Here is a 24,339-nt window from a genome sequence, read left to right as displayed (position 1 = left end):
TCGCGGCCGGTGGGCCGAGGGGCCCGCCTTCGGTCGTCTCGACCCGCCGGCTCAGCGCGCCAGCGGCACCTCGAGCAGACTCGGCCCGATGACGGGCGCCGCGAGGGCGTCGCTGAGCTCGCCGCGGGTCGCGGCCTTCGTGTATGCCCAGCCGTAGGCGGCCGCGAGCGCCGAGAGGTCGACGGACTGGGGCGTGTACTGCACGCGGTCGAAGGCCGTGTCGGCGGCGGATGCGGCGACCTCTAGGGCGTCGAAGATCGTGCCGCCGCCGTCGTTGCCGACGATGACCTGGAGGCGCGGGGCCGTCTCGCCGGAGCCGAGCAGCATCGAGCCGGCGTCGTGCAGGAGCGTGAGGTCGCCGATCACGGCGCGCGTGACGGCGCCGCTCGCGACGGCCACGCCGACCGCGGTCGCGACGGTGCCGTCGATGCCCGCAAGCCCGCGGTTGGCGTGCACGGTGATGCGGCGCCCGGGCACCGCGCGGTCGGCGTCGCGGATGAGCCTCGACGCGCCGAGCACGAGCCGGTCATGCGGCCAGGTCGCCGCCCACACCGCATCGACGAGCATGCGGCGGGTGACGGGGGCGCGCACGGCGGCGAGCTGCGCTCGCATGTACTCGCGCTGCGCCGGGTAGTCGGAGACGTGCCCGGTCTCGTCGACGCCGCTGCGGAGCCCGACCGCCTGCGGCAGCCCGGCCTCGACGACGGATCGGCTCGCGTGCACCCATCGCCCCAGCCAGGCGCGCGCCTCCTGCGACGGCGGGCCCTGCTGCGGTTCGGCGTGCACGGCGCGCTCGAAGCGCCGCACCCGGTGACCCGGGTTGTACCACTCGATGCCCGACGGGGAGACGACGATCGTCTCGACGCCGGTGCGCTGCACGAGCTCGGGCACGTCGCGCGAGAGCGTCGGATGCCCGAACACGACGACGCGTTCGACGAGATCGCCGAAGCCGGGCTCGCGCAGCAGTTCGCGGTACGCCACCACGAGATTGGGGCCGAATCGGGCGCCGCTGGTGACCTCGGCGAGCAGCGGCCACCCGCCGTCGCGCGCGAACTGCTCGGCACCCGGGCCCGCCCCGGCGCCGGCCACGACGACGGTGCGCGGCCCGCGGCCGATGACTCCGCCGTGCTGGCCCTCCGGTGCTGCGGATGCCTCGCGCACGCCGGATGCCGCAGCCGCGCCGGATGCCTCTCGCGCACCGGATGCCGACGGTGCCGCCGACCCCGACGGGGACGCCGCGGCCGAGGCGAGCACGGCCGCGGCGACGGGGTCCCCGTCGTCGACGACCGGCGCCGCGTCGAGCGCGAACGCGGAGGAGAGCGGCTCGGCGAACTGCAGGTTCAGGTGCACGGGCCCGGGGCCCGGATGCGCCGACGGCTGCCCGCGGTCGTCGCGCCCCATCGAGACCGCGACCGCCGCCCTGGCGAGGCGGGCCGCCGCTGCGCCCTCGGCCGGGTCGCCCACGGGCGCGGGCACGTCGCGTTCCATGCGCACGGCGCCCGCGAAGATGCCCGGCTGTTGCGTGGTCTGATTCGAGCGGATGCCGCGCATCGCCGCGGGTCGATCGGCGGCGCACACGATGAGCGGAAGCCCGGAGTGGTGGGCCTCGAGCACGGCGGGGTGCAGGTTCGCGACCGCGGTGCCCGAGGTGACGGCGACGACCGTCGGGCGACCGGACTCGGCCGAGAGGCCGAGCGCGAGGAACCCGGCGCCGCGCTCGTCGATGCGCACGTGCAGGCGGATGGCGCCGAGCCGTTCGAGCTCGGCCGCGGCGAGGGCGAGGGCCTGGGAACGCGAGCCCGGCGCGACGACCACGTCGCGCACCCCGGCCCGCACGAAACCGCCGAGCAGCGCGAAGGCCGCGACGGATGCAGGGCTGCGCTCCGCGGAGGGGTCGGAGTGCGGGAGGCCGGGCTCAGCCATTCGGCCGGCCGGATGTTCCAGCCTCGCCGGCGGCGTCGGGGCCGTCGTGGCGCTTCGAGTCGGGGTGCGGCACGTCGCCCGATTCGGGATCGTGCGGCTCGTCGGTGTCGAGGTCTGCGAGCTCCTGCTCGAGGCGGCGGATGCGTTCGTCCTGTTCGGCGTCGCTGCGGAGCCCACGGAGGAACTCGACGTCGTCATCGGGTGCGAGCGGCCCCTTGCCGCCGGCCCGATAGGCGCGGCCCCGGCCGATGACGAACCAGAGGATGCCGCCGATGACGGGCAGGAGCACGACGATCGTGACCCACCACCCGCGGCTCACTCCGCGGATGCGGGACCGATCGAAGAACGCGCAGTCGGCGATCGCGTAGATCCAGAAGATCACGGCCGCGATGCCGAGGACGAACCAGACCCGAACCATTCCGCCAGTCTAGGCGCGTCGGCCGGATTCCGGCTGGGAGAGCGCACAGGCTCGTCGACCTAGACTTGCAGGGTGAAATCCGTGCCCGTCTGGATCCGGTACACCGCGTTGCGCATCCTGATGTTCGCGGTGCCGCTCGCCGTGCTGCTCCTCGCCGGGGTGCCCGGGTGGATCTCCGCCCTCGTCGCGGCCGTGTTCGGCCTCAGCGCTTCGCTCATCTTCCTGCGCCGCCCTCGGGAGTCGATGGCCACCGACCTCTACGCCGTGCGCCACCGCGAGACTCCTGCCGTGCACGCCGACGATGCCGACGAGGATGCCGCGGTCGACGCCGCGTCGCCGAAGCCGCCGGCCGAGTAGCGCCCCGCCGGTAGAGGAGCGAGCCGCCGGTCGAGGAGCGAGCCGCCGGTCGAGGAGCGAAGCGTCTCGAGACCCCACGCCGGTCGAGGAGCGAAGCGTCTCGAGACCCCGGCCCCCGGTCTCGAGACGGCGCTGGCGCGCCTCCTCGACCAGCGAGACGGCGCTGGCGCGCCTCCTCGACCGACGACCGGCGAATCGACTCAGAGGGCGATCGCGAGCCCGAGCCCGACGCCGTACGCGAGCGCCGTGAAGCTCGTCAGCTGCAGCGCGAGGATCAGCTCGCGCGGGGTCCGCGCCGTCAGCACGATGATGCACGCGGGCAGCGCCAGCAGCAGGGCGAAGAACACGAGCATCGCCGTCGGGTAGAACAGTGCGAGGAACCCCACGAGCACGAACGGCACGAGCGCGAAGAACACGAAGAGGATGCGCCCCGCCACGGGTCCGACGAGCACGGCGAGCGTGCGCTTGCCGGCGGCCCGATCCTGCACGACGTCGCGGAGGTTGTTGGCCATGAGCACGGCGCAGGCGAGCAGGCCGACGCCGATGCCGCCGATCCAGGCCTCGAGGTTGACCGTGAGCGACTGCACGTACGCCGAGCCGGCGGTCGCGACCAGGCCGAAGAAGACGAAGACGAACACCTCGCCGAGGCCGTAGTAGCCGTAGGGGTGCTTGCCGCCCGTGTAGAACCACGCGGCCACGATCGCGACCGCTCCGACGGCGATCAGCCACCACTGCTGGGTGATGACGGTGAGCGCGAGCCCGGCGAGCGCGGCGACCGCGAAGAACGCGAGCGCGACGAACAGCACCGTCTTCGGCTTCACGAGCCCCGACGCCGTCAGCCGGGCGGGGCCGACCCGGTGGTCGTCGGTGCCGCGGATGCCGTCGGAGTAGTCGTTCGCGTAGTTCACCCCGATCTGCAGCGCGAGGCCGACGATGAGCGCGAGCGCGAACCGGGTCGGATGCCACGCCTCGTCGGGGACCGCCACCACGCCGGCGCCCGTTCCGAGCGCGACCGGCGCGATCGCGAGTGGCAGCGTGCGCAATCGGGCGCCCGCGATCCAGTCGCCGGGCGTCAGCCGGGTGCGACCGGCCACGGCCGGGCCGGCCTTCGCGGCGGCCGCCGCCTTCGCGGGATTGCCCGAGCGCCCGACCGGGGTCGGACGTCGCTTGGGGTCGGCCTGGTTCGAGCGCTGGGGTTTCGGGCGTGCCACACGATCATGCTAGTTCGCGGTTCCTATGACCCCGCTTCGCGTGCGATCGCTCGCCGATCGGGTTTGCCCGAGGCCAGCATGGGAACCGCGTCGACCTCGATCACCCGCACCGGGCGCCCGGCGGGCGGCAGCCCCGCGGCATCCGTCGCGTGGGCGAGCGTCTCGAGCGTGCCGGGCCCGCCGGCCGTGACGACGGCGACCCGCTCCCCCCACGTCGCATCGGGCACGGAGATCGCGACCGCGGCCTCGAAGCCGGCGACCGTGCGCACCGCGCGCTCGACCTCGCCGAGGGAGACCTTCACGCCGCCCGAGATGATGACGTCGTCGGCGCGGCCCGAGATGCGCAGTCGGCCGTCGTCCGCGAGCTCGCCGAGGTCGCCCGTGCGGTACCAGCGTGTTCCGCGGGCGTCGGTCGTGAAGGCGGCGGCCGTGCGCAGCGGGTCGTCGAGGTATCCGCTCGCGAGCATCGGTCCGCTGAGCTGCACCTCGCCGCGGCCGGAGGCGAGCACCGCTGCCCGGCCAGAGTCCTGCCCGGCCTCTCGGTCGACGATGCGCACGCGCACGCCGTCGAGCGGGCGGCCGTCGTACACGCATCCGCCCGAGGTCTCGCTCGAGCCGTAGGTGCGCACCACCGCCACCCCGGCGTCGGCCGCGCGTTCCGAGAGCGGCGACGGCAGCGCCTGCCCGCCGATGAGCACCGCGTCGAACGACCGCACGGCCGCGCCGACGAACGCGTCGCGCGCCGCGGCGTCGAGCAGGCGTGCGAGCTGCGTCGGCACGAGCGAGGTGTAGTGGGGCACGTTCGCATCGAGCCGAGCGGATGCCTCGGCGAACGCGGCCGGGTCGAACGGCCCGTGCGGCATCGCGACGGTGTCGGTTCCGGCGAGGATGCCGCGCACGAGCACCTGCGCCCCCGCGATGTAGTGACCGGGCAGCGCGAGCAGCCATTGGCCCGTGCTGCCGAGGGCGTCGTGCGTGGCGTCGGCGCTCGCGGTGAGCGCGTCGGCCGAGAGCAGCACGCGCTTCGGGGCATCCGTCGACCCGCTCGTCTCGACGACGAGGGCGATCGCGTCGTCCACCTCTGCGACGGCGCCGGACGCACCCGACGCCGCGCCTTGCTCGGCCGGCACGGGCCAGACGGCGGGGCCGCCGTCGAGCGCGTCGACGAGGGCACGGCGCAGCGCCGAGGCATCCGCCGACGAAACCCTGACGAGCGGTTTCATCGAGGCATCCGCAACCTGATCGGCCGGTTACCGGAAACCGGCATCAGTAGTGCCAGGGGTACGGGCCCCAGTCGGGGTCGCGCTTCTCGAGGAACGAGTCGCGGCCCTCGACGGCCTCGTCGGTGCCGTACGCCAGACGAGTGGCCTCGCCGGCGAACACCTGCTGGCCGACCATGCCGTCGTCGACCGCGTTGAACGCGAACTTCAGCATGCGGATCGCGGTGGGCGACTTCGTGAGGATCGTGCGCGCCATCGCGACGGCCTCGCGCTCGAGGTCGGCGTGCGGCACGACCCGGTTCACGGCCCCCATCTCATGGGCCCGGTCGGCCGAGTACTCCTCGGCGAGGAAGAACACCTCGCGCGCGAATTTCTGCCCGATCTGGCGGGCGAAGTACGCCGACCCGTAGCCGGCGTCGAACGAACCGACATCCGCATCGGTCTGCTTGAATCGGCCGTGCTCGCGGCTCGCGATCGTGAGGTCGCACACGACGTGCAGCGAGTGCCCGCCGCCCGCAGCCCACCCCGGCACGACCGCGATGACGACCTTCGGCATGAACCGGATGAGCCGCTGCACCTCGAGGATGTGCAGGCGCCCCGTGCTCGCAGCGGCCGCCGGGTCGCGCACGACGTTCGCCTCATCGGAGGAGTACTGGTACCCGTCGCGCCCGCGGATGCGCTGGTCGCCGCCCGAGCAGAACGCCCACCCGCCGTCCTTCGCACTCGGCCCGTTGCCGGTCAGCAGCACGACGCCGATGCGGGGGTTCGTGCGCGCGTCCTCGAGGGCGCGGTACAGCTCGTCGACCGTGTGCGGGCGGAACGCGTTGCGCACCTCGGGCCGGTCGAACGCGATGCGCGCGATGCGCCCGTCGGTCGAATGGTGGTAGGTCAGGTCGGTCAGGCCGTCGGGGCCGGAGATCGCGGATGCCGCGTCGACCCACTCGCTCGCATCGAACAGTTCGGAAACGCTCACCCGCCCAGCCTACGCGCGGCGACACACAGCGGACCGCCTCCGATCGCACCCCCTACCCTTGGGAGGTGACCACGATCTCGCGCGCCACTGCCGCCACCGCCGCCCTGCTGCTGACCCTCACGCTCGCCGCGTGCTCGACCGCCGACGGGGGTTCGAGCGACGACTCGGCCGCTCCCGCGTCGGCCTCCGCCGATTCGAACGCGTCCGGCGGTGACTGCGCGGGCGTCGCGGTCGTCGTCGAGACGGCCGACCTCGGGCTCTCCGAAGCCGACTCCCCCGCCGGTTCGACCTGCATCGACACCGACGCCGCCATCCTCGCGAGCGACGCCGTCGCCGAGGCCGGCCTCACCACCGAGGGCACCGACGAGTACGGCGACCAGGTCGTCTGCCGGGTGAACGGCGTGCCCGCGGCCGACTTCGCCCTGACCGCCGAAGACGGCTCCGACTACTTCGAGACCTGCGCATCGATGCCCGCCGCGTTCGCCTACTGGTCGCTCTGGACCAAGCCGGCTGACGGCGAGTGGGGCTACGCCGAAGAGGGCCTCTCGACCCTCGAGCTCGAGCCGGGCGAGTCCCTCGAGCTGCTCTTCACGGTGAACGGCGAACCCGCCGCACCGACCGCCTGATCCGTGCACGTGGCCTGACGCCATGACCTTCCGACCCGCACCCCTGCGAACCGCGGCCCTCATCGCCGCCGGGTTCGTGGGGGTGCGGGTCGTCTATCGCATCCTCTTCAACGGCGCGGATGCCGCGGGGCCGGTGCTGCTCGCACTGCCCGAGATCCCGCTGCCTCGGCCGTTCTCGCACGTCGTGCTGCTCGGCCCGGTCACGGCGGGCGGGCTGTGGGATGCCGCGGCGAGCGCGCTGCCCATCGCGCTCACGATCCTCGCCTTCGGCGTGCTGAACGCGCTGCTCGACGTTCCGCGGCTCCTCGCCCGCGGGGCGCACCGCGGGCCGCTCCGCGGCATCGCGCGCACGCTCGCCGTCGCGTGGGCGGGGCTTCCCGCGCTCGCCGACGCGGTGCGGCGGGTGCGGTTCGCGCAGCGGCTGCGCGGCGAACGCGGCGGTGCCCGCCTGCTCGCACCCGTGCTGGAGCGCACCCTCGAACGGGCCACGTCCGTCGCCGCGGCGCTGGAGCTTCGCGGACTCGCCGGCACTCCCGTCGACGGCGTCTGCGAGCGGCCCGTCGAGGCCCGGCGGGTCGAGCTCGTGCACCGCGGCGAGACCCGGCCGGCGCTGACGGTGCCCTCGCTCGAGCTCATGCCCGGAACGCTCACGCTCGTCGCGGGCGCCACGGGCAGCGGCAAGTCCACGCTGCTGCGCGCGCTCGCGGGCCTGCACGGGCATCTCGACGGGGGCGCCGTGCGCGGCGAGCTCCTCGTCGTCGGCCACGATCGCTCGGCCACGCCGCCGCGGGACACGGCACGCACGGTCGGCGTCGTGCTGCAGCATCCGCGCGAGGGATTCGCGACCGAGCGCGTCGCCGACGAGATCGGCCTGGCCCTCGAACTGCGGGGCGTCGCCCCCGTGATCGTCAGGGCGCGCGTCGACGAGATCGTCGGGCGTCTCGGCATCCGCCCCCTGCTCGATCGCGAGCTGCGCGGCCTCTCGGCGGGCGAGGCGACCCTGGTGGCGATCGCCGCCGCCGTCGCCGAGCACCCCATCCTGCTCCTCGTCGACGAACCGCTCGCCGACCTCGACGCCGACGTTCGCGCTCGCATCGTCGCGCTGCTCGACGCCCTCGCCCACGAGGCGGGCATGTGCGTCGTCGTCGCGGAGCACCGCCGCGACGAGTTCTCGGCGGTCGCCGACGGCTGCATCGAGGTGTCCGACGGCGTCGCGCGCCTCGCGGCCGAGGCGACCGCGGCGGCCGTCGCCCTGCCCGCGCTCGCCCGCGTGCGGCCCGGCGACGAAGCCGAGCGCCGGGAGACGGTGCTCCGCGCCCACGCGCTGACCGTGCGGCACGACGACGTGGTCGCCGTCGACGCGGCGGACCTCGAACTCGCGGCGGGCGAGATCGTCGCGGTCACCGGGCCGAACGGAGCCGGCAAGTCGAGCCTGCTCGTGGCGCTCGCGACGGGCGACGGCCCGAGCTCGATCGCGCTCGTGCCGGACGCGTCCGACGACCTCTTCGCGGCCACGACCGTCGCCGCCGAGTGCGCCAGGGCCGACCGGCGTGCGCGGCTGCCGCGCGGCACGACGGCCGCGCGCCTCGCCGGGTTCCTCGGGCTCGAGGCCGCGGCTCCGGCCTTCGTCGCGCGGCTGGCCCGCCACCCGCGCGACCTCTCGGTCGGCGAGCGTCGATGCCTCGCGATCGCGATCCAGACGGCGACGGAGCCGCGCGTGCTGCTCGTCGACGAGCCGACCCGCGGACTCGACCCCGACGCGCGCGCCCTCGTGGCCGCTGCCCTGGCCCGCTCGGCCGACCACGGCGCGGTGCTCGTCGCGACGCACGACGCGGGCTTCGTCGCCGCTGTCGCCGATCGCGAACTGCCGATGTCGGCCGGGCGGCTCGGCCCCTCGCGCCAGGTCGCTCCCCCGCAACCGTCGAATTCACTTTTCAGGAGGGGGTGTGGGCACGCGGGGGCGGAACCGGCGGATGATCGCCGCGAAGACCTCCTGCGCCCACACCCCCTCCTGAAAAGCGAACGCACGAGCAGCGGCACGAGCACGGGCGCCGGCGCTCGGGCCCGCGGCCTCGCTCCGCTCGCGCTCGCGATCGCGAACCTCGCCGCCCTGGCCGCGTTCACCTGGCCGCTCGTGGCGGCGGCGCTCCCGCAGCAGGCGAGCGCGGCCGTCCCGGTCGCCGCGCTCGCGCTCGCCCCGCTCGCCGCGCTCGTCGTGCTGGGCGCGCTCGACGGCACGGTGCGCAGCGCGCACACCCTCGCCCTGCTGGGCACGCTCACCGCGATCGGCGCGGCCGTGCGCATCGCGGGCACGGGCGTCGGCGGCGTCGAGGCCGTGTTCATCCTGCTGATCCTCGCCGGGCGGGCGTTCGGGCCGCGCTTCGGGCTGCTGCTGGGCCTGCTCACGATCGCCCTGTCGACGATCGTCACGGGCACGTTCGGGCCGTGGACGCCGTTCCAGATGTTCGCGTGCGCGTGGGTCGGTGCGGGCGCAGGCCTCCTCCCCGGGGGCGGGCGGCGTCGCCCCCGACGATCCGGCACAGCACTCGGGCGGATGCCGCGGCGAGCCGAGGTCGCGATGCTCGCCGTCTACGGCGTGCTCGCCTCGTACGCCTTCGGCCTCGTCATGAACCTGTGGTTCTGGCCGTTCGCCGTCGGCACCGCGTCGGGCATCGCGTACGAGCCGGGCGCGCCGCTTGGTCGGAACGTGTCGAGCTTCCTGCTCTACTCGCTCGTGACCTCGTCCATCACGTGGGACACGCTGCGGGCGGTCACCACCGTCATCGGGCTCGCCGTCATCGGGTCGGCCGTGCTGGCCTCGTTCCGACGCGCGAAGCCCGTCGGGCCCGGCTCACCCGCCAGGCGCGGCTCGTCGAGGCGCGGCGACGACGCCCCGTCCGAGCGCGGTTCCGTCAGCTCGTCGACCGGGGATTGACGGCTGCCTCGTCGGCTCGCGGTTCGAGCGCCGGGCCCGCGGCATCCGCAGCATCCGCGGCATTCGCAGCATCCGCAGCATCCGCGGCCTCGCCGGAGGCATCCGCAGCATCGCCGACGCGTCCGCGTTCGCCGCGCGTCTTGAGCAGGCTCGCCGTGGTCGCGACCGCGATGGTGGCGCCGATGAACAGCAGCGAGAACCAGATCGGGATCTCGGGGGCCCACAGCATCGGCTCGCCGCCGTTCACGAACGGCAGCTCGTTGACGTGCATCGCGTGCAGCACGAGCTTCACGCCGATGAACGCGAGGATGACGGCGAGACCCTGTGCGAGGTACACCAGCCGTTCGAGCAGCCCGCCGATGAGGAAGTAGAGCTGACGCAGCCCCATGAGCGCGAACGCGTTCGCCGTGAAGACGAGGTACGCCTCCTCGGTCAGCCCGTAGATGGCCGGGATCGAGTCGACGGCGAAGACGAGGTCGACGAATCCGATCGCGACGATGACGAGCAGCATCGGGGTGACGAAGCGGCGGCCGTCCTTCTTGACGGTCAGCCGGTCGCCGTTGTATTCGTCGCTGACGGGCAGCATGCGACGGACGAACCGCATGAACCGGCCGTCGGCCGGATTGGAGTCGCCGTGCGCGAACGCCTGCCGGTACGCGAGCACGAGCAGCAGGGCGCCGAAGAGGTAGAACACCCACGAGAAGTTCGCGATGAGCGTCGCGCCCACCGCGATGAAGACGCCCCGCAGGATCAGCGCGATCACGATGCCGATCATCAGCACCTTCTGCTGGTAGATCTTCGGCACGGCGAAGCCGGCCATCACGATGAGGAACACGAAGAGGTTGTCGATCGACAGCGCCTTCTCGGTGAGGTACCCGGCGAAGTACTCGCCGCCGTACCTCCAGCCCGACACCGCGCCCACGCCGATGCCGAACAGCACGGCGAGGCCGATGTAGAACGCCGACCACCTCGCCGACTCGCCGATGGACGGTTCGTGCGGCTTGCGCACGTGGGCGAAGAACTCGTAGACGAAGAAGGCGATCGTGACGGCGATCGTGATGGTCCACACGAGTGGGGTGACGTTCAACGGATGCTCCAGACCTCGGCGTCGCAGACGGACGTCAAGGTCTTCTCCATCCTCGTCGAACGAGGACCGGTGGCCCGGGATGCACCGTGCATCCGTAATGACGAGCCGGCCGTGCCGGAGTACTCCCCTTGGTGGTGCGAGCCTACGGGCGAACGCCGCCCGCAACCTGAGAGGATGCCGAGTCCACGCGGATCCGTCGTGCGGCGCCGCGTGCGCCGGGGCGTCGCCGGATCGCGAGCCTCACACCGAGAAGTACTTCGCCTCGGGGTGGTGGAACACGAACGCGTCGGTGGACTGCTCGGGGTGCAGCTGCAGCTCCTCGCTGAGCTCGACGCCCATGCGCTCGGGCTTCAGCAGCTCGACGACCTTGCGGCGGTCCTCCATGTCGGGGCAGGCCGGGTAGCCGAGCGAGAAGCGCGCGCCACGGTACTCGAGCTTGAAGAGGCCGGCGGTGTCGGCGGGGTCTTCGGCCGAGAAGCCGAGCTCGGCGCGGATGCGGGCGTGCCAGTACTCGGCGAGCGACTCGGTGAGCTGCATCACGAGGCCGTTGAGTTCGTAGTAGTCGCGGTACTTGTCGGCCGCGAAGAGCTTCGCGGTGACCTGGTCGATGTGGGCGCCGGCGGTCACGAGCTGCACGGGCAGCACGTCGACCTGGCCCGATTCGCGCGAGCGCACGAAGTCGGCGAGGCAGAGGTGGCGGTCGCGGCGCTGCCGCGGGAAGTGGAACCGCAGGCGCTCCTCGCCGATGACGCCGCCCGAGCCGCCGTCGGGCGCGAGCAGTCCGGCCCTGCCGAACGCCCCGGTCGGGTCGTCGCCGTGGTGCAGCACGATGAGGTCGTCGCCGTCGGAGACGACCGGGAAGTACCCGTAGGCCACCGAGGCGTCGAGCATGCCCTCGGCGAGGATGCGGTCGAGCCAGTACCGCAGCCGCGGGCGGCCCTCGGTCTCGACGAGCTGCTCGTAGCTGAGCCCGTCGTCGCCGCGCCCGGGCTTCAGACCCCACTGGCCCATGAAGGTGGCCCGCTCGTCGAGGAAGGCGGAGTAGTCGGCGAGCGCGATGCCCTTGACGATGCGCGTTCCCCAGAACGGCGGGGCGGGAACGGCGTTGTCGGATGCCACGTCGGAGCGCCCGGGCATCGCCTCGGGTTCGGTCAGGGTGAGCTTGGAACCGGCGCTGTGGATGCGCTTCTTGAGCGCGGGAAGCCCCACCGTGGCGGGATCGGCGCCGCGCGCGACCTTGACGAGCGGCTCCATGAGCGTGAGGCCCTCGAACGCGTCGCGGGCGTAGCGCACCTCGCCGTCGAAGAGGGAGGCGAGGTCGTCTTCGACGTAGGCGCGCGTGAGCGCCGCGCCGCCGAGGATGATCGGCCACTTCTTCGCGAGACCGCGCGACTGCAGTTCGAGCAGGTTCTCCTTCATGACGACGGTCGACTTCACGAGCAGGCCCGACATGCCGATCACGTCGGCGTCGTGCTCTTCGGCGGCCTTGATGATGTCGGCGATGGGCTGCTTGATGCCGAGGTTGATCACCTCGTAGCCGTTGTTCGAGAGGATGATGTCGACGAGGTTCTTGCCGATGTCGTGCACGTCGCCGCGCACCGTGGCGATGACCATCTTGCCCTTGCCCCCGGACGAGGACTTCTCCATGTGCGGTTCGAGCAGCGCGACGGCGCTCTTCATGACCTCGGCCGACTGCAGCACGAACGGCAGCTGCATCTCTCCGGAGCCGAAGCGCTCGCCGACGACCTTCATGCCCTCCAGCAGGTGGTCGTTGATGATCTCGAGTGCGCTGAGCCCGCCCGCCCGTGCGAGGTCGAGATCGGCTTCGAGGCCCTTCGACGCACCGTCGATGATGCGGCGTTCGAGCCGCTCGCCGACGGGCAGCGCCTCGAGCTCGGCGGCGCGCTGGTCGCGGAGCGCCGCGGTGTCGACCCCGGCGAACAGGTCGAGCATGCTCGCGAGGGGGTCGTACGTCAGGTTGCCGTCGGCGTCGTACTCGCGGCGGTCCCAGACGAGGTCGAGCGCGACCTTGCGCTGCTCCTCGGAGAGCGAGGCGAGCGGCACGATCTTCGCCGCGTCGATGATGCCCGAGTCGAGCCCGGCCTCGACGGCCTCGTGCAGGAACACCGAGTTCAGCACGCTGCGCGCGGCGGGGTTCAGGCCGAACGACACGTTCGAGACGCCGAGCGTGGTGTGGATGCCGGGGTACTTCGCGTTGAGGCGTCGGATCGCGTCGATCGTCTCGATCGCGTCGCGCCTGGTCTCCTCCTGCCCGGTCGCGATCGGGAAGGTCAGGCAGTCGACGACGATGTCCTCGACCCGCATGCCCCACTCGCCGACGAGCGCGTCGACGAGGCGCGAGGCGATGCGCATCTTGTGCTCGGCGGTACGGGCCTGGCCCTCCTCGTCGATCGTGAGGGCGATGACGGCGGTGCCGTGCTCCTTGACGAGCGGCATGATGCGGCCGAAGCGGCTCGTTGGGCCCTCGCCGTCTTCGTAGTTGACGGAGTTGACGATGGGCCGGCCGCCGATGAGCTCGAGTCCGGCGGCGATCACGGCGGCCTCGGTCGAGTCGATCACGAGCGGCAGCGTCGAGGCGCTCGCGAAGCGGGAGACGACCTCGCGGATGTCGGCGACGCCGTCGCGGCCCACGTAGTCGACGCACACGTCGAGCAGGTGGGCGCCGACGCGGATCTGGTTGCGTGCGATCTCGACGCACTCGTCCCAATTGCCCTCGAGCATGGCCTCGCGGAACGCCTTCGAGCCGTTGGCGTTCGTGCGCTCGCCGATCGCGAGGTACGACGCGTCCTGGTGGAACGGCACGTGCTGGTAGAGGCTCGCGACGCCGGCCTCGGGCTGCGCCGCCGGTCGAGGAGGCAGCGACGCAGGAGCCCCCGCCGGTCGAGGAGGCAGCGACGCAGGAGCCCCCGCCGGTCGAGGAGGCAGCGACGCAGGAGCCCCCGCCGGTCGAGGAGGCAGCGACGCAGGAGCAGCCGTCTCGAGACCAGCGTCAGCGAGGTCTCGAGACGCTTCGCTCCTCGACCGGCGGAGCGGGGCGAGCCGATCGACGACGGCCTGCATGTGCTCGGGCGTCGTGCCGCAGCATCCGCCGATGAGGCCGAGGCCGAATTCGCGCACGAACTGCTCGTGCGCGGTCGCGAGCTCGGCGGGCTCGAGCGGATAGTGCGCGCCGTTCGCGCCGAGCACCGGCAGGCCCGCGTTCGGCATGCAGGCGACGGGCACCCGCGAGTGCTTCGACAGGTGGCGCAGGTGCTCGCTCATCTCGGCGGGGCCGGTCGCGCAGTTCAGGCCGATCGCGTCGACGCCGAGCGGTTCGAGCGCGGTGAGCGCGGCGCCGATCTCGCTGCCCATGAGCATGGTGCCGGTGGTCTCGACGGTCACCTCGACGAAGATCGGCAGGCGGATGCCGCGGCTCACGATGGCCTGCTTGCAGCCGTTCACGGCGGCCTTGGTCTGCAGCAGGTCCTGCGAGGTCTCGACGAGGAACGCGTCGGCTCCCCCGTCGATGAGCCCCTCGGCCTGCAGCGCGAAGGTCTGCTTGAGGTGATCGTAGGTGGTGTGCAGCAGGCTCGGCAGCTTGGTGCCGGGCCCCATCGACCCGAGCACCCATCGCAGGCGGCCGTCGGATGCCTCGGCCGCCTCGACCCGCTCGCGCGCGATGCGCGCACCCGCCTCGGCGAGCTCGTGGATGCGGTCGTCGATGCCGTAGTCGGACAGGTTCGACCAGTTGGCGCCGAAGGTGTTCGTCTCGATCGCGTCGATGCCGACGGCGAGGTACTCGTCGTGGATGTCGGCGATCATGTCGGGCCGCGAGACGTTGAGGATCTCGTTGCAGCCCTCGAGCTGACGGTAGTCGTCGAGCGTGGGCTCGTGCCGCTGCAGCATGGTGCCCATGGCGCCGTCGGCGATCACGACGCCGCCGCGCACGGCGTCGAGCAGCGCCTCGGAGCGAGGCGGCCGCGCCACGCCCTCGATGTCGAGGGGGAAGCGGGGGCTGGCTGACTGACCGATCACTCGCGCGAGTCTACTGAGCGACCGCGGGTCCTAGGCCATGATGAGCACATGATGACGCCGCCCCCGCTCGACGACCTGCTCGCGACGGCCCGCGTGGTCGCCCTCCCCCTCGTGACGCGGTTCCGCGGCATCGACGTGCGCGAGGCGCTGCTCCTCGAGGGGCCCGAGGGCTGGACCGAGTTCTCCCCGTTCGTCGAGTACGACGACGTCGAGGCATCCGCATGGCTGGCCGCGGCGATCGACTACGGCTGGACGCCGACGCCCGCCGCCGTGCGCACGTCGATCCCGGTGAACGCGACGGTGCCGTCCGTCGACCCCGACAGCGTGGCCGCGGTGCTCGCCCGGTTCCCCGGCTGCCGCACGGCGAAGGTGAAGGTCGCGGCGAGCGATCAGGATCTGGCCCAGGATGTCGCGCGCGTCCGTGCCGTGCGCGCCGCGCTCGGCCCCGAGGGCCGCATCCGGGTCGACGCGAACGCCGGCTGGAACATCGACGAGGCCGAGCATGCGATCCACGCGCTCGCCGAGTTCGACCTCGAGTACGTCGAGCAGCCCTGCCTGACCGTCGAGGAGCTCGCGGAGATCCGCCGCCGCACGGCGTACATGGGCATCCCGATCGCCGCCGACGAGAGCGTGCGCCGCGCCGACGATCCGCTCGCGGTCGCCGCGGCCGGAGCCGCCGACCTCCTCGTCATCAAGGCGCAGCCGCTCGGCGGCATCCGTCGCGCGCTCGAGGTCATCGAGCGCGCGGGACTGCCGGTCGTGGTCTCGAGCGCGCTCGACACGAGCGTCGGCCTCGCGATGGGCGCGGCGCTCGCGGCATCCGTCTCCGAACTCGACTTCGACTGCGGCCTCGGGACGGCCTCGCTCCTGGCCGCGGATGTCACGGGCTCGCCGCTCGTCCCGGTCGACGGCGCGATCCCCGTCGGCCGCGTACAGGCCGACCCGACGCTGCTCGAGCGCTTCGCGGCATCCGAGGAGCGCACCGACTGGTGGCTCGAACGACTGGGCCGGTGCCACGCGGTGCTGACAAATCTCTGAGCATCTCGGGGCCCGGGTGCGAGAATGCTCGCAGTCGTCCGTCGCGACCTCGGGCTGAGCCGGGGCCGCCACCCGTTGGAGGTTCCATGCCGCTTCGCGCCCGCCTCGCACTGCCCGCACTCGCCGCCCTCGCCGCCCTCGCGCTCGCGGGCTGCAGTCCGACCTCCGGCGGCGGGTCGGCGACCCCGACCGGCGCGGCCTCCGCGAGCCCGACCTCGGGTGCGGACGCGACGGCATCGGCCCCGGCGACGGATGCGGCCGCGAGCGAAAACCCCGCCGCGGCATCCGAGTCGAACTGCCTCGTCGGCGACTGGGTGCTCACCGACGACCAGATGCAGCTGTTCTACGACCAGGTCAACGTCGACCTCGCGGAGTACGCCATCGTCTACGACCCCACGGGCAGCTCCGGCCTCACGTTCCGCGACGACGGGACCTACGCCTACACCCCCGACCTGTCGCTCTCGGTCGACATCGCCGGCCTGCCGGCAGAGGCCACCCTCGGCGGAACGCTGTCGGGCGAGTACGCCGTCGACGGCGACACGGTGCGCACGAGCAACGACACGAACGAGCTCTCGATGGACGTCACCGTCGACGGCGTCGCGATGGACGGCACTGCCGTGACCGAGGAGATCCTCGCCTCCCCCATCACGGCCGCACCGTACGACTGCTCGGGCGACACGCCCGTCATCCACTTCTCGACGGGCGCGAGCAGCGTGCCGCTCACGCTCGCGCGCGGCTGACCCCGCCCATTCCGCCGGTCGAGTAGGCGCCCCGGCGCCGTATCGAGACCCTCGATCGAGGTCTCGATACGGCCGCGAGCGGCCTACTCGACCGGCTGAACGGCCGCGAGCGGCCTACTCGACCGGCAAGGCCTCACCCCGGAGCATCCGCCGGATGCGCGGCGCGAGCACGAGCGCGCCGCCCGCGAGCAGCACGAGCGCGAGCAGCGCCACGAACCCGATCTCGGTACCGGTCATGCCGAGCGGACCGAGCACGACGAGTGCAGCGGATGCCTCGAGCCCCGAGCCGACGCCCAGCAGGCGCACTTCGTGGTCGCCGGGTTCGGCGTCGAGCGGGATCGTCGCGTTCGTCGAGAGTGCGCCATCGGCGTCGGCGGTCGCGGCGACGAGCAGGACGGGCGTCGAGTGCAGCCAGATCTGCACCGTCTCACCCGGCTCGAAGCCCGTGCCGGTCACGCCGATGACGTCGCCGGGTCGCACGCTGCCGACCGACAGCTGCACCGTCGGGGTCGCGGCGCCGGGCTCACCGGGCTCACCGGGGCCGCCGGGTTCACCGGGCTCACCCGGGCCGCCGGGCTCACCCGTCGTCTCCTGCACCTCGACGAGCACCGCGACCGAACGCGCGGGAACCGTGACCGTGCCGGTCGCGGCATCCCAGGCGGTCGCCTTCACGACCGCGTCGGAACCGGACGCCTGCGCCTGGGTCAGCGCGAACTCGCGGCCCGCGAGCCCGTCGACCGCCTCGGCGATGGGCTCCGGCGACGCGTTGAACACGACCAGGGCGCCGTCGAGCTCGGGGTCGACGTCGTCTCCGACGAGGTCGTCGACGAGCATCGTGATCAGGCCGGGCGTCGCGTCGGCCCCGCTGTTCGGGAACGACAGCTTCTGCTCGATGAGTTCCGCCGAGCCCAGCTGCAGCAGGTCGACCGAGGAGCGCACGCGCAACAGGTCCAGAGCGGATGCCTCGGCCGCGGCGATGTCGTCGGCGGTCGGCTTCAGCGCGGGGTCGGCCAGCAGTGGCTCCATGATCGGCCACTTGTCGCCGTTGTCGGCCTGCATCGGCAGGCCGGACCCGAAGGTGGACTCCTGCCCGGTCCAGTCGATGCGGTTGAACCAGTCGCCCGAATTGTAGCTGTTGCGGTCCAGCGACTTCGAGCGCAGCAGCTCCGTGCCGGCGTGCCAGAACGAGGGCGACTGCGAGAGCGTCACGGTCGCGAGCGACAGCGTGTTCATGCGCACGCGGTCGGCCATCGAGGTGTCGGTCGGGAGCTTCAGCACCGAGACGTCGTAGAGCGTCTCGTTGTCGTGCGCGTCGACGTAGTTGATGACCTCGTCGGGCTGGTCGGCGTAGCCGGCCGGTGCACCCCGGTAGTCGAGTTCGTCGCCCCGCACGGTCTCGCCCGAGGCATCCGTCAGCTCGTAGCCGCGCAGGTTGCCCGCGAGGCCGAGCTTGACCAGGTCGGTCTGGTGTCCGAGGTCGACCAGCTGGTCGGCCTGCGCGGGCGTGCCCGGCTGCCCGTTGGGCGCCGTGCCGAGACCGGTGCCGAAGCCCTGCTGGTAGGTCGAGGTGCCGTCGACCGGGCTGCCGCCGTGCACGGCGTCGCGCAGCCGGTCGTTGAACGTGCCGATGCCGGTGCCGCCGAGCTGGCCCTGCGTGGCCTGTTCGAACAGCGCGTTGTCGGCGACCTCGCCGAAGTTCCAGCCCTCGCCGTAGAGGTACACGGACGAGCCGTCGACCCCGTCGGCCGCGAGCGTGAGCTCGTCGAGCGCCGCCCGCACGGCGAGCAGGTTCGCCTTCGAGTGGTGTCCCATGAGGTCGAAGCGGAATCCGTCGACCTTGTACTGCTTCGCCCACAGCACGACCGAGTCGACCATGAGCTTCTGCGCGACCTCGTGCTCGGTCGCGACGTTCTGGCAGCACGTCGAGGTCTCGACCGCGCCGTAGGCGTTCAGGCGCTGGTAGTAGCCGGGCACGATGCGGTCGAGCACCGACTTCTGCCCCTGGCCCGCCTCGGCGGTGTGGTTGTACACCTCGTCGAGCACGACCTGCAGGCCCGTGCCGTGCAGCGCGCCCACCATCTCGCGGAACTCGCTCACGCGGGCGCCGCCGTCGGGGTCGACCGCGTAGGAGCCCTCGGGCGCCTGGAAGTGGAACGGGTCGTACCCCCAGTTGAAGCCGTCGAGGTCGCGGATCGCCGAGACGCAGGCCTGCTGCTCCGGCGAGGCCGGCCCGTACGACGCGAGGTCGCAGTCGGGCGTCGCCTGCTCGGCGCGCTCCTCCTCGATCGTCGCGAGGTCGAACGTGGGCAGCAGGTGCACCGTGTTGATGCCCGCGGCGGCGAGCTCGCGCAGTTGCGCCGTGCCGGCGGAGTCGCGCGTGAACGCCTTGTACGTGCCGCGCTCGGCCTCGGGGACGGTCTCGTCGCCGATCGAGAAGTCGCGCACGTGCAGCTCGTAGATGGAGCGGTCGACCGCCCGCTCGACGACGGGCGCGGCGGTGTCGCGCCACAGCGCCGGCTGGTACGCGGGGTCGTCGAGGTCGACCACGACCGTGCGCGCCGAGTTCGTCGTGAGTGCGACGGAGTACGGGTCGGTCACGGAGTTCGTCTCGATCGCACCGGTCGACGGGGCGAACACCTCGACGCTCCAGCGGTACTCGTCGCCGGACGCGAGCCCCTCGACCGACCAGGTGCCGTCCTCGTCGTCGCGCTCGGCGGCGACGAGCTCGGGGTCGCCCGTGGCGCCGGCATCCCATCGCTCGAGCGAGACGGACCGCGCGGTCGGCGCCCAGAGGCGCGCGGTCGCGGTGCTGCCGTCCCATTCCAGGCCGAGCGTCGTCGTCGCCACGGCGCCGCCGTACACGTGGTCGAGCACGCCGGGCAGCTGCACGCCCGTGAAGGCGCTCAGCTCGCCGCCCGTGGTCTGGGCTACGGCGAGCTGCTCGGTGAGGAGCTGCTCGATGTCGGCGCGCTCGAGGCCGACCGGGTGCAGCGCGACGAAGCCCTCGAGCGCGGGGAACGTGGCGAGCTGCTCCTCGCTGAGTCCGGCGGGGTCGACCTCGAGCTCGATCGCGTCGCCGCCGCCCGCGACGGCGCCGTCGGCGACCGCGAGGCCCGCGTCGGGCGAGTGCTGCAGGGTGAACTCCGCATCGGCAGCGGATGCCGCGCCGAGCAGTTCGGCCGGCCAGGCGAGCGTGTCCTCGCTCACCCAGTGCGCACGGGACTGGCCGGTGCCCGCCAGCGGCGGGTCGGAGACCACGATCTCGAGCACGTGGGTCTCGAGCGTGTACCGGAACTCGACGAGCTTGCCGTCGGCCGTGGTGAAGGTGTAGTTGTCGCCGCCGGGGGCGCCGCCGACGCCGTAGTTCTCGTCCCAGCTGCGGCCGTGCGCGACCTTGACCTCGTACGAGCCGGCCGGCAGCGCGGAGGTCGAGTACGTGTACACGCCGTCCTTGTCGCCGTCCTGCATGAGGGTGGCGAGGCATTCGGGCTGCCAGTCGCCGGGGCATCCGAGCTCGGACTGCAGGCTGCCCGGCAGGGTCACGACCGGCCCCTCGGCCGTCGACGAGACCACATGCGTGTTCGGGTTCCAGAAGAACGTGACGGGCGTGCTGCCGTCGGTCGAGTACGTGATGTTGCCGCCGTTCAACTCGCCGTTCGCGCCGTAGTTGACGTCCCAGCTGCCGTTGATGGCGACCTTGTACTCGTAGTCGCCGGCCGGGATGGTGAACGTGCCCTCGTAGATGCCGTCGGCGCGCAGCGTGAGCTTGGCCGCCTCGCAGCCCGGAGCCCAGTCGCCGGCGCAGCCCATCTCGGAGTTGTGGCTGCCCGCCACCGTGACGAGGTCGATCGGCTGCTCGGGCTCCTCCACCTCGACGAGGTTCACGGCGTTGCCGATCGAGGCGTAGGTGCTCGCCGCAGCGCGGTTGCCCGCGGCATCCGTCGACACCGCGCGGTACTCGATGAGCGTGCCGCCGGCGAGACCGGCCGTGTCGTGGAAGACGCGCGGGCTCGTGTCCTCGGCCGTGCCGAGCGCGTGCCAGGCGTCGTCGCCGGTCGCCCCGGCCACGCGCCAGGCGAAGCTCGTCTCCTGCCAGGTGGCGTCGTCGACGTCGGCGACGACGGGCGTGATGCCCGAGATGCCGGCGCCCGCGGCGGGCGTCGCCACGGTGATGGCGGATGCCGCGTCGGGGGCGCTGACCGCACGGTCGGCCTTCCACACCACGGCCCCGAGCGCGGGCACGGTGACGGATGCCACGCCGTCGGCATCGGCCGTCACGGCCTGCCCGTCGCCGGAGAGCACCGTGAAGGCACCGTCCTTCGTGAGCGTCGGCACCTGCACCGTGCGCTCCTCGTTCGCGTTGTTCGCGGCGACGAGGTACTCCACCTTCTCGTCGCGGTCGACGCGCGAGAACGCGTAGACGCCCGCGCCGTTGTCGACGTAGCGCTCGATCTGCGCGCCGGTCGCGAGCGCCGGGTGCGCCTGGCGCAGCGCGGAGAGGGCGGCGATGTGCTCGTAGAGCGGGGCATCCGTGTCGTAGCGGTCGACGCTGCCGGCCGTCTCGCCGGTCACGAGCTCCTGGTCCACGTACTCGTCGACCTGGCTGGCGAACAGCGTCTGACGTGCGCTCTGGTCGCCGCCGATGCCGGCGAAGCCCTGCTCGTCGCCGGAGTAGACCACCGGCTGGCCGCGCGTGAGGAAGAGCAGGTCGTGCGCGAGTTCGTCGCGCTCGAGCGGGGCATCCGTGTTCTGGAGGAAGTACCCGACGCGGCCCATGTCGTGGTTGCCGAGGAAGGTCGGCAGCGCCGAGGCTGAGCTGTCGGGGGTCGTGTAGTAGTCGTCGCCCGCGAACAGGGACTGCAGGTTCTTCGCCGAGTTGCCCGCGGCGAAGCTCACCGCCTGCGACTGGAAGGTGAAGTCCAGCACCGAGTTCATGTCGGTCTTCCGCACATACGGGCTCAGCTTCTGCGGGTCGGCGTCGTAGACCTCGCCGAACATGAAGAAGTCGGGCTTGCCGTGCTCGTGCGCGTAGTCGAGCACCTGCGTCGACCACTGCTCCCAGAACTCGAAGTTCACGTGCTTCGCGGTGTCGATGCGGAACCCGTCGATGCCGAGGTCGATCCACTGGTCGTACACGTCGACGAAGCCGTTCACCACGGTCGGGTGCTCGGTCATGAGGTCGTCGAGGCCGACGAAGTCGCCGTACGTGACCGACTCCCCCTCCCACGTCGAGTCGCCGCGGTTGTGGTAGAGCGTCGGGTCGTTCAGCCAGGCCGGAACCTTGAGGTCGGCGTCCTCGGGGCGCACGACCGGCGTGTACGGGAAGCTCGTGGCGGCGTCGAGCGTCGGGAACGGCGTGGATCCGTCGGCGTAGTCGGCGAGGTCGATCACGTTGCCGTCCGCGTCGGTGTACGGGCTCGTCGCCTGGTCGATGTACGAGTACTGCTGCTGCTCGTAGTCGATGACGTCGGCCGTGTGGTTGGTGATGATGTCGAAGTAGACCTTGATGCCCTTGGCGTGAGCCTCGCCGATGAGCGCCTCGAGCTCGGCGTTCGTGCCGAGGTGGGGGTCGATCTGGGTGAAGTCGGTGACCCAGTAGCCGTGGTATCCCGAGCTCGCGTCGGCGCCCTCACCCTGCACCGGGCGGTTCTTGAAGCTCGGAGTGAGCCAGATCGCCGACGTGCCGAGGCCCTCGATGTAGTCGAGCCGGTCGCGCAGGCCCTGCAGGTCGCCGCCCTGGTAGAAGCCCTTGTGCGTCGGGTCGAAGCCGGTGGTCAGGGCGTCGCCCGTGAGCCCGCCCTCGTCGTTCGTGGTGTCGCCGTTGGCGAACCGGTCGGTCATCACGAAGTAGAAGTTCTCGTCGCTGCCGGGCTGGCGCACGGGGTCGGCGACGAGTGCCGCGTCGTCGTCATCGGTGTACGCACCGCGGAGGCCGGTCGCCTCGAGCCCGACGCGCTTCAGCGTGTCGTCGAAGACGACCCGCACGGGCGTGTCGCCCGCGACCGTGAGCGGGATGTTATCGCCGCCGCCGTTCAGCCCGTAGGACTCGTCCCACGCGTCGTCCACGGCGACCTTGTACTCGTAGGTGCCGGCCGGCACGACGAAGTCCGCGGCGTACACGCCGGGCGTCGCGGTCGCGACGAGCTCGGTCTCGGCGCAGTCGGGCGCCCAGTCGGCGGCGCAGCCGAGCTCGTCCTGCAGGGAGCCGACGAGGGCGAACGTGCGGGGCTCATCGGCCGTCGCGGCGAGGCCCGGCACGACGGCCAGGGCGGATGCCGCGAGCCCTCCGGCGACCACGAGGGCGAACCAACTGCGAGCGCGAGTGCGTTGCGTCATCCTTGACTCCTGTTTTTCCGGCACGACGACGTGCCACCGACTTGGAGCCGAACGTACCGCGACCCCACGGTTAATGCAAGCGCTTGCATTAACGCTTCACCGCCAGAATCGCTCTGTGTCGATTCGCGAGGCTAGAATTCTGCAAACGTTCTCAACGCCCGCGCTGCAGACGGAAAAGGTGCGCGGAATCCCCATCCGCCTGCGCCGGGCCAGCAGATGTCGAACCGAGTCGTAGCGCACCCCGAAGGCGGTTATCGTGTTCCGAAACCCTCCTTCCTCACAGAGAGCCTCCGATGAGACGACCCGTCACCTTGACCCTGGCCGCTGCGGCCGCCGCAACAGCGCTTCTTCTGACGGGGGTCGCTCCCGCTCAGGCCGCCGACGGCGCCGACGGTTGGGCGCCCTCGATCGACGGCGCCAGATCCGCCGCGCCGCAGGTCGCAGCGAAGGCTGCAGCGGCATGGACGCCGACCGTCGAGCGCATCGGCGGAGTCGACCGCTACGACACCGCCGTGAAGATCGCCAAGAAGTTCCCGGCGAACGTCGAGCGTGTGTTCGTCGTCACCGGCGCCGACTTCCCCGATGCGCTCGGCGCATCGGCCGCGGCGGGCTACTACGAGAGCCCCGTGCTCCTCACGACGCGTACGAGCCTGCCCGCAGCAGTCGTCACGGAGATCAAGCGGCTCAATCCCGAGGAGATCGTGCTCGTCGGCGGCACCGGCGTCGTGTCGACGACCGTCGAGAACTCGCTGAAGAAGCTCGCACCCGTCGTTCGGCTGGCAGGCACCGACCGATACGACACCAACCGCAAGACGAACTCCTACGTCTTCGAGAAGAACGAGAACCCGGCCGGTCTCGGCTTCATCGCAACGGGCGCGGGCTACGCCGACGCGCTCTCCGCAGGAGGCGTCGCCGGCGCGTACTGGTCGCCGGTCGTCCTCGTCAACGGCTCCAAGTCGTCGCTCGATGCCGCGACCAAGAAGAACATCTCGGACATCGGCGTCCAGACCGTGGTCATCGTCGGTGGTTCCGGGGCCGTGTCGTCGGGAATCGAGAAGCAGTTCGACAGCATCTTCCCCGGCAGGGTGTACCGCGAGAGCGGAGACGACCGCTACTCGACGAGCGCTGTGCTGAACGACAGCGCCTACGGCACCTCCTACTCGACGGCGTTCCTCGCTGCCGGCACCGGCTTCGCCGACGCCCTCGCCGGTGGCGCCCTCGCCGCCGTCGCAGACGGTGACGGCGGTCCGCTCTTCCTCGTGCAGCCGAACTGCGTCCCCGCCCCCGTCCTGGAGCAACTCAAGGCGGCGCAGCCCGACAAGATCGTGCTGCTCGGCGGCAGCGGAGTGCTCTCGAGCAACGTCGCGAAGCTCAAGGCCTGCGCGTCCTGATGCACCGCTCGCCTTCCGGCGCGCGACTCGGGTGACCACTGAGGCGCCG

The 24,339-nt window shown here is 72.1% G+C and carries 14 protein-coding genes; 6 read left to right on the top strand and 8 right to left on the bottom strand.

Features of this window, described 5'->3' with window-relative positions; translation table 11 throughout:
- Positions 1-51: 51 nt before the first annotated feature.
- A complete protein-coding gene (menD, locus tag GQQ92_RS08535) occupies positions 52-1,923 on the bottom strand; it encodes a 2-succinyl-5-enolpyruvyl-6-hydroxy-3-cyclohexene-1-carboxylic-acid synthase (RefSeq protein WP_156998769.1) in 1,872 nt (623 codons plus the stop codon).
- Positions 1,916-2,341 (bottom strand): PLD nuclease N-terminal domain-containing protein, encoded by a 426-nt coding sequence (locus tag GQQ92_RS08530; RefSeq protein WP_156998768.1) that lies wholly within the window; start codon positions 2,339-2,341, stop codon positions 1,916-1,918. The genes menD and GQQ92_RS08530 overlap by 8 nt, the downstream gene beginning before the upstream one ends.
- Positions 2,342-2,413: 72 nt before the next feature.
- Here GQQ92_RS08530 and GQQ92_RS08525 point away from each other — a divergent pair, with 72 nt between their 5' ends.
- Positions 2,414-2,698: a DUF4229 domain-containing protein gene (locus GQQ92_RS08525; RefSeq protein ID WP_156998767.1), complete on the top strand. Its 285-nt coding sequence runs from the start codon at positions 2,414-2,416 to the stop codon at positions 2,696-2,698.
- Positions 2,699-2,898: 200 nt separating this feature from the next.
- On the opposite strand, the gene GQQ92_RS08520 is transcribed toward GQQ92_RS08525, so the two are convergent.
- The 3 genes from GQQ92_RS08520 to GQQ92_RS08510 are packed head-to-tail and all read right to left on the bottom strand — an operon-like array spanning position 2,899 to position 6,102.
- Positions 2,899-3,909, bottom strand: coding sequence for a 1,4-dihydroxy-2-naphthoate polyprenyltransferase (locus GQQ92_RS08520; protein ID WP_156998766.1), 1,011 nt, complete (start codon positions 3,907-3,909; stop codon positions 2,899-2,901).
- Between the two features lie 23 nt (positions 3,910-3,932).
- A complete protein-coding gene (locus GQQ92_RS08515; RefSeq protein ID WP_156998765.1) occupies positions 3,933-5,132 on the bottom strand; it encodes an AMP-binding protein in 1,200 nt (399 codons plus the stop codon).
- A 43-nt stretch (positions 5,133-5,175) separates the two neighbouring features.
- Complete coding sequence (locus GQQ92_RS08510) at positions 5,176-6,102, bottom strand: 1,4-dihydroxy-2-naphthoyl-CoA synthase (RefSeq protein ID WP_156998764.1); 927 nt, start codon at positions 6,100-6,102, stop codon at positions 5,176-5,178.
- A gap of 65 nt (positions 6,103-6,167) precedes the next feature.
- Here GQQ92_RS08510 and GQQ92_RS08505 point away from each other — a divergent pair, with 65 nt between their 5' ends.
- Together GQQ92_RS08505 and GQQ92_RS08500 are read left to right on the top strand one after the other, a co-directional pair.
- Positions 6,168-6,728, top strand: coding sequence for a hypothetical protein (locus GQQ92_RS08505; protein WP_156998763.1), 561 nt, complete (start codon positions 6,168-6,170; stop codon positions 6,726-6,728).
- Positions 6,729-6,750: 22 nt separating this feature from the next.
- A complete protein-coding gene (locus tag GQQ92_RS08500; RefSeq protein ID WP_156998762.1) occupies positions 6,751-9,663 on the top strand; it encodes an ATP-binding cassette domain-containing protein in 2,913 nt (970 codons plus the stop codon).
- On the opposite strand, the gene GQQ92_RS08495 is transcribed toward GQQ92_RS08500, so the two are convergent.
- Positions 9,641-10,750, bottom strand: coding sequence for a TerC family protein (locus GQQ92_RS08495; RefSeq protein ID WP_156998761.1), 1,110 nt, complete (start codon positions 10,748-10,750; stop codon positions 9,641-9,643). The two genes, GQQ92_RS08500 and GQQ92_RS08495, sit on opposite strands and share 23 nt — an antisense overlap.
- A 240-nt stretch (positions 10,751-10,990) precedes the next feature.
- Complete coding sequence (locus GQQ92_RS08490) at positions 10,991-14,782, bottom strand: methionine synthase (protein ID WP_232057590.1); 3,792 nt, start codon at positions 14,780-14,782, stop codon at positions 10,991-10,993.
- Between the two features lie 54 nt (positions 14,783-14,836).
- Here GQQ92_RS08490 and GQQ92_RS08485 point away from each other — a divergent pair, with 54 nt between their 5' ends.
- Both GQQ92_RS08485 and GQQ92_RS08480 read left to right on the top strand, forming a co-directional pair.
- Positions 14,837-15,823, top strand: coding sequence for an o-succinylbenzoate synthase (locus tag GQQ92_RS08485; RefSeq protein ID WP_156998851.1), 987 nt, complete (start codon positions 14,837-14,839; stop codon positions 15,821-15,823).
- An 86-nt stretch (positions 15,824-15,909) separates the two neighbouring features.
- Complete coding sequence (locus tag GQQ92_RS08480; protein ID WP_156998759.1) at positions 15,910-16,563, top strand: hypothetical protein; 654 nt, start codon at positions 15,910-15,912, stop codon at positions 16,561-16,563.
- Between the two features lie 114 nt (positions 16,564-16,677).
- On the opposite strand, the gene pulA is transcribed toward GQQ92_RS08480, so the two are convergent.
- The gene (gene pulA / locus GQQ92_RS08475; protein WP_156998758.1) at positions 16,678-22,899 is read right to left on the bottom strand and encodes a pullulanase-type alpha-1,6-glucosidase; all 6,222 of its coding nucleotides are present in this window, start codon (positions 22,897-22,899) and stop codon (positions 16,678-16,680) included.
- A 293-nt stretch (positions 22,900-23,192) separates the two neighbouring features.
- Between pulA and GQQ92_RS08470 the strand changes: the two genes are divergently transcribed.
- A complete protein-coding gene (locus GQQ92_RS08470) occupies positions 23,193-24,290 on the top strand; it encodes a cell wall-binding repeat-containing protein (protein ID WP_156998757.1) in 1,098 nt (365 codons plus the stop codon).
- Positions 24,291-24,339: the final 49 nt, after the last annotated feature.

The sequence above is a fragment of the Agromyces terreus genome, assembly GCF_009749465.1.
GTDB classification, from domain to species: Bacteria; Actinomycetota; Actinomycetes; order Actinomycetales; family Microbacteriaceae; genus Agromyces; species Agromyces terreus.
This window is presented reverse-complemented; position numbering and strand designations above follow the sequence as displayed.